Raw genomic sequence first — 5,462 nt, forward strand, 5'->3', positions numbered from 1 at the left:
CGCGACGATGCGGTCCTCGTTGGCCCGAAACCGATCGGTTGGGGCCGGCACCGAGATCGCGACGACGTTGGCGCCCGCGGCGCGCCGGGCGATACCGGCGGCCGAGATGCCCACGGTGTGTTCGTCGCGGTCGAACGCGATCCCGGTGGATCGGATCTCGGCGATTTCGCGGTGCAGTCGGTCGGCGACCTCGGGATTGAACCGCGAAATCTCGAGCTCGGCAGCGGCGTCGCCGAGAACCGCGAGAGCCGCCTTGCCGTTGGCGGTGTCGGTCAACGGGAATCGGCCCCCGACAGCGGAGACAGCTCGAAGCCGATGTGACGACTCGATCTGATCGATGAACCACATCTGGTGGCCGCGTAGCACCGACAGGTCGACCGTCTCGCCGCCTGTTGCCTCGGCGACCCGCTTGATCGTCGGCCGGAAGATCCCGACCACCTGCGCCGCGTCGGCGGTGCTGAACCCCAGCAGGCGGTCGCCGAGCGAGAACCGGCCCCGCTCGTCGACGCGCGCCAGCCCCACCTCGACCAGGCCGACCAGCAGGCGGCGAGCCGTCGACTTGGCCAACCCGAGCCGCTCACCGAGGTCGACGAGGCGCAGGCGTCCGGGCGCGGTGGCAATTTCGTCCAGCGCTGCCGAGGCGCGACGCAGCACCTGAATGCCCGCATCGCGATTCGTCGGGTCGTTTCGCCCCGTGCGCGGCACGTTCCCCACTATATTGCTCCGCATAGCGGATCGGGAAGAGCCGCTATATGGATCAAAGGAGCTCCAGATGGGTGGGCTACCGGCCGGGCGGCACTTCTTCCGCGGCGACGACGGGTACGAACCGGCCCGGCGCGGAACCGTGTGGAATCGACGTGTGCCTGAGCGCTATCCCGATCTGATCGTGCAGGCCGTCGACGCCGACGATGTCGTGGCCGCGATCGGTTACGCCAAAGCCGGCGGCCATCGAGTCAGCATCCGTTCGGGCGGGCACAGCTGGGCGGCCAATCACCTCCGCGACGGCGCCGTGTTGCTCGACGTCAGCGGCCTCGACCACGCCACCGTCGACGCCGACCGCGGGATCGCCGTGGTCGGACCGGGCAAGGGCGGCAGTGTGCTGGCCGCCGACCTCGACGCTTCGGGACTGTTCTTCCCCGCCGGGCACTGCAAAGGCGTGTGCGTCGGCGGGTACCTGCTGCAGGGTGGTTATGGCTGGAACAGCCGCGTCCTCGGCCCTGCCTGCGAAAGCGTGATCGGCCTCGACGTCGTCACCGCCGACGGCGACAAGATTCACTGCGATGCCGGCAATCACGCCGATCTCTACTGGGCAGCCCGCGGCGCCGGGCCGGGCTTCTTCGCCGTGGTCACCTCGTTTCACCTGAAGCTCCACCCTCGGCCGGCGGTCTGCGCAAGCAGCCTCTACGCCTACCCGATCGACCTCGCCGACGACATCTACACATGGGCCCGCGAGGTCAGCGCCGAGGTCGACCGCCGGGTCGAGCTGCAGATCGTCGCATCCCGCAGCGTCCCGGGCGCGGACCTGGACGGCCCCGCCATCGTGTTCGCATCACCGGCGTTCGCCGACACCGAGGAGGAAGCCGAAAAGGCCCTCGCGCTGCTGGGCGCATGCCCCGTCGTAGACAAGGCGATCATCAAAGTTCCCTATGCGCAAACCGATTTGCCGACGTGGTACACGGCCGTGATGAGCAACTACCTGGCCGACCACCGCTACGCCGCCGACAACATGTGGACGTCGGCGCCGGCCGATGACCTGCTGCCGGGCATCCGCCGGATCATCGACACGATGCCGTCGCACCCTTCGCACTTCCTGTGGCTGAACTGGGGCCCGTCCCCGCCCCGCCAGGACATGGCCTACAGCGTCGAAGACGAGATCTACCTGGCCCTCTACGACGCGTGGAAGGACCCCGCCGACGACGACAAGTACGGCGACTGGGCGCGTTCCAACATGGCCGCGATGGCCGACCTGGCCACCGGCATCCAACTGGCCGACGAGAACCTGGGCCAGCGCCCGGCGAAGTTCGCCACCGACGAGAGCATGGCCCGCCTCGACGAGGTGCGAGCCGCCTATGACCCCGATGGCCTGTTCCACAGCTGGATGGGGCGGATCTGATGGCCGCCGGCGGCTACCTCGGTTACCGCGACGACGACACGAACACGCCGTACGGCAAGTTCTTCCAACCCGACATGGCGCCGCTACCCCGACACGTCATCGAGGCGCTCGAGCATGGTCCGCAGGCCGGGCCGACATTGCTCGCGTTCGACGACCTGGCGACGCTCGCCGACGACGGCTACCAGCAGACCGAGAACGGCTACGGCGTTCTCGACGACGGCAGCATCCAGGTGGCGGTGCGGACCGACATGCCCGGCGTGACCCCGCAGATGTGGTCCTGGTGGTTCGGCTGGCACGGCAGCGACTCCCGCCGCTACAAGCTGTGGCATCCCCGGGCGCACGTCTCCGCCGCCTGGCAGGACGGCGACGACGCCGGCCGCCGCGGCTCTGCGCGGTATGTCGGCCGCACATCGTCGATCAGCGAGTACATCGGGTCGTCGATGCTGCACGCCGCGATCCGGTTCCTCGTGCCTGCGACGTTCGGCCTGCCCGCCGCGGACGACGACGTCGTCCCGGTCTGCGCTCGACTCGGCTCACGCGACGTCCCCGTGGACGCCGGCTGGTTCATTCACCACATCCGCTCGACAAGCAACGGCAGCGAGATGCGATCCCGGTTCTGGCTTGGCGGACCGTACATCGCGGTGCGCAAAGCGCCGGGCTTGGCCAATCGCGTCGTGCGGCCGGTCGCGTCGCACATCCTCGGTGCATCGGCGGATTACGCCCGCAACCTGATGGTGCACTGCGCGCAGGAGATGAACCATCTCGCCGGTTTTCTGCCTGCGCTCTATGAGCAGTTCGGCGACGAGTAGCTAACTGCAGACCGCGCCGTTAGCCGCCGAGCCCACCAGCTTGACGTACTTGGCCAGCACGCCGGTGGTGTAGCGCGGAGGCAGCGGCGCGAAATCCTCCTGGCGAGAGGCGAATTCGGCCGGGTCGGCCAACACGTCCAGAGTCGCGCCGGGCACGTCGAGGCGTATCCGGTCGCCGTCGCGCAGGAGCGCGATCGGTCCGCCGTCGGCTGCCTCGGGGGCGATGTGCCCGACGCACAACCCGGTGGTGCCCCCGGAGAACCGCCCGTCGGTGATGAGCAGCACGTCCTTGCCGAGCCCGGCGCCCTTGATCGCGCCGGTGATCGCCAGCATCTCCCGCATGCCCGGGCCGCCCTTGGGTCCCTCGTAGCGAATCACGACCACATCACCAGGCCCGATCGTGCCATCCTCCAGCGCGTCCAACGCGGCTCGCTCCCGCTCGAAAACCCTGGCGGTGCCTTCGAAGACGTCGGAATCGAAGCCGGCCGTCTTGACGACCGCGCCTTCGGGGGCCAGCGAGCCGCCGAGGATCGTGATGCCGCCCGTCGGATGGATCGGGTTGTCCAGCGCACGGAGCACCTTGCCGTCAGGATCCGGCGGCGCGATCCGGGCCAGGTTGTGTGCCACCGTCTCACCTGTCACGGTCAGGCAATCGCCCTGCAGCAGGCCGGCGTCCAGCAGAACCTTCATCACCACCGGCACGCCGCCGATACGGTCGACGTCGAACATCACGTGCTGCCCGAAGGGCTTCACGTTGGCGAGATGCGGGACCTTCGCCCCGATGCGGGTGAAATCCTCCAGCGACAGTTTGACGTTCGCCTCGTGGGCGATCGCGAGCAGATGCAGCACCGCGTTCGTCGAGCCGCCGAACGCCATCACCACGGCGATCGCGTTCTCGAACGCCTCTTTGGTCAAGATGTCGCGCGCCGTGATCCCGCGGCGCAGCAGCTCGACGACGGCCTGGCCGCTGCGCCGGGCGAAGCCGTCCCGGCGACGGTCGGTGGCCGGCGGGGCCGCGCTGCCCGGCAGTGACATGCCGAGCGCCTCGGCGGCGCTGGCCATCGTGTTCGCCGTGAACATGCCGCCGCAGGCGCCCTCGCCCGGGCAGATCGCCCGCTCGATCGCGTCGACGTCCTGGCGCGGCATCAGCCCCCGGCTACAGGCGCCGACCGCCTCAAACGCGTCGATGATCGTGACGTCACGCTCGGTGCCGTCGGACAGCTTCGCCCGGCCCGGCAGGATCGATCCGGCGTAGAGGAACACCGCGGCCAGGTCCAGGCGTGCGGCCGCCATCAGCATCCCCGGCAGCGACTTGTCGCAGCCGGCCAGCAGCACCGACCCGTCGAGCCGCTCTGCCTGCATCACGGTTTCGACGCTGTCGGCGATGATTTCGCGCGACACCAGTGAGAAGTGCATGCCCTCGTGGCCCATCGAGATGCCGTCGGACACCGAAATCGTGCCGAATTCAAGGGGATAACCGCCCGCGGCGAACACGCCGTCCTTGGCGGCCTTGGCCAGCCGGTCCAGTGACAGGTTGCACGGCGTGATCTCGTTCCACGAGGACGCGACGCCGATCTGCGGCTTCGCGAAGTCTTCGTCTCCCATGCCGACCGCCCGCAGCATTCCGCGGGCAGCAGCCTTCTCCAGGCCGTCGGTGACGTCACGGCTGCGCGGCTTTATATCGACCATCATCCAAGTATGCCCGCGCGGCGGTCTTAATACCCTGTAGGGGTATCGCGTAGGGTGGCTGGCATGCCGTCCACCCGTGTTCGCGTAGCCGCGGCGCTCGGGGCGCTTTCCGCCGTCGCCATCGTGGCATCGTGTGGCAACTCGTCGCCGACGGACCAGCACGCCGCCCAGTCGTCCGTGACGGCACCGACCTCCACCGACGCCACGGCCGACGCGCAACCCGGCGTCCACAACGACGCCGATGTCGCCTTCGCGCGGGATATGCTCGCGCATCACGTGCAGGCCATCCAACTGTCGGCGATGGTGCCCAGCAACACGACCAACGAGCAGTTGATCACGCTCGCGCAGAAGATCACCGGCGAGCAGGAGCCTCAGCTCCAGGCGTTCAGGGCGTGGCTGCTGCAGTGGGGCGAGGATCCGAACGCCGACAACAGCATGCACGGTGGCATGCCGGGCATGGTGGACCAACCCACCATCGACAGGCTCCAGACGCTCAACGGCCCGGACTTCGACAAGCTCTGGTTGCAGTCGATGATCTCTCACCACCAAGGCGCGATCGGGATGGCTCAGGCCGAGATCGCGCACGGACAGAACCCGGACGCTATCGCACTGGCAAAGTCGATCATCGCCACTGCGCAGGCTGAGATCGACCAGATGAAGCAAATGCTGGGAGGTTAAGTGTCTGCGACACAAGGCTATTCGGAACGCAAAGACGACTACGCCAAGCGGCTCAGGCGCATCGAGGGCCAGGTGCGGGGCATCGCGAGGATGATCGACGACGACAAGTACTGCATCGACATCCTCACCCAGATCAGCGCGGTCAACAGCGCCCTGCAGTCCGTTGCGCTCGG

Annotated in this window: 6 protein-coding genes; 4 read left to right on the top strand and 2 right to left on the bottom strand. The window is 68.2% G+C overall.

Features of this window, described 5'->3' with window-relative positions; genetic code table 11:
- On the bottom strand, positions 1–729 hold a 729-nt coding region (locus VKG81_RS09690; protein ID WP_414685212.1), incomplete at its 3' end, for an IclR family transcriptional regulator.
- Between the two features lie 43 nt (positions 730–772).
- Here VKG81_RS09690 and VKG81_RS09695 point away from each other — a divergent pair.
- Positions 773–2,113 carry an FAD-binding oxidoreductase gene (locus VKG81_RS09695; protein ID WP_324395715.1) on the top strand — a complete coding sequence of 447 codons (1,341 nt, stop codon included), beginning with the start codon at positions 773–775 and terminating at the stop codon, positions 2,111–2,113.
- Positions 2,113–2,922 (top strand): DAPG hydrolase family protein, encoded by an 810-nt coding sequence (locus VKG81_RS09700; RefSeq protein WP_324395716.1) that lies wholly within the window; start codon positions 2,113–2,115, stop codon positions 2,920–2,922. The genes VKG81_RS09695 and VKG81_RS09700 overlap by 1 nt, the downstream gene beginning before the upstream one ends.
- Here VKG81_RS09700 and ilvD read toward each other — a convergent pair whose 3' ends face one another.
- The gene (gene ilvD / locus VKG81_RS09705; protein WP_324395717.1) at positions 2,923–4,611 is read right to left on the bottom strand and encodes a dihydroxy-acid dehydratase; all 1,689 of its coding nucleotides are present in this window, start codon (positions 4,609–4,611) and stop codon (positions 2,923–2,925) included.
- A 63-nt stretch (positions 4,612–4,674) separates the two neighbouring features.
- Here ilvD and VKG81_RS09710 point away from each other — a divergent pair, with 63 nt between their 5' ends.
- Together VKG81_RS09710 and VKG81_RS09715 are read left to right on the top strand one after the other, a co-directional pair.
- Positions 4,675–5,289, top strand: coding sequence for a DUF305 domain-containing protein (locus VKG81_RS09710; protein ID WP_324395718.1), 615 nt, complete (start codon positions 4,675–4,677; stop codon positions 5,287–5,289).
- On the top strand, positions 5,290–5,462 hold a 173-nt coding region (locus tag VKG81_RS09715; protein WP_324395719.1), incomplete at its 3' end, for a metal-sensitive transcriptional regulator.

This window comes from Mycobacterium sp. (assembly GCF_035314905.1).
Lineage (GTDB): Bacteria > Actinomycetota > Actinomycetes > Mycobacteriales > Mycobacteriaceae > Mycobacterium.

What these genes read in the sequence shown, in the direction of transcription:
- ilvD (WP_324395717.1), bottom strand. Translation starts at nt 4,611, where the DNA reads ATGGTCGATATAAAGCCGCGCAGCCGTGACGTCACCGACGGCCTGGAG.
- VKG81_RS09700 (WP_324395716.1), top strand. Translation starts at nt 2,113, where the DNA reads ATGGCCGCCGGCGGCTACCTCGGTTACCGCGACGACGACACGAACACG.
- VKG81_RS09710 (WP_324395718.1), top strand. Translation starts at nt 4,675, where the DNA reads ATGCCGTCCACCCGTGTTCGCGTAGCCGCGGCGCTCGGGGCGCTTTCC.
- VKG81_RS09695 (WP_324395715.1), top strand. Translation starts at nt 773, where the DNA reads ATGGGTGGGCTACCGGCCGGGCGGCACTTCTTCCGCGGCGACGACGGG.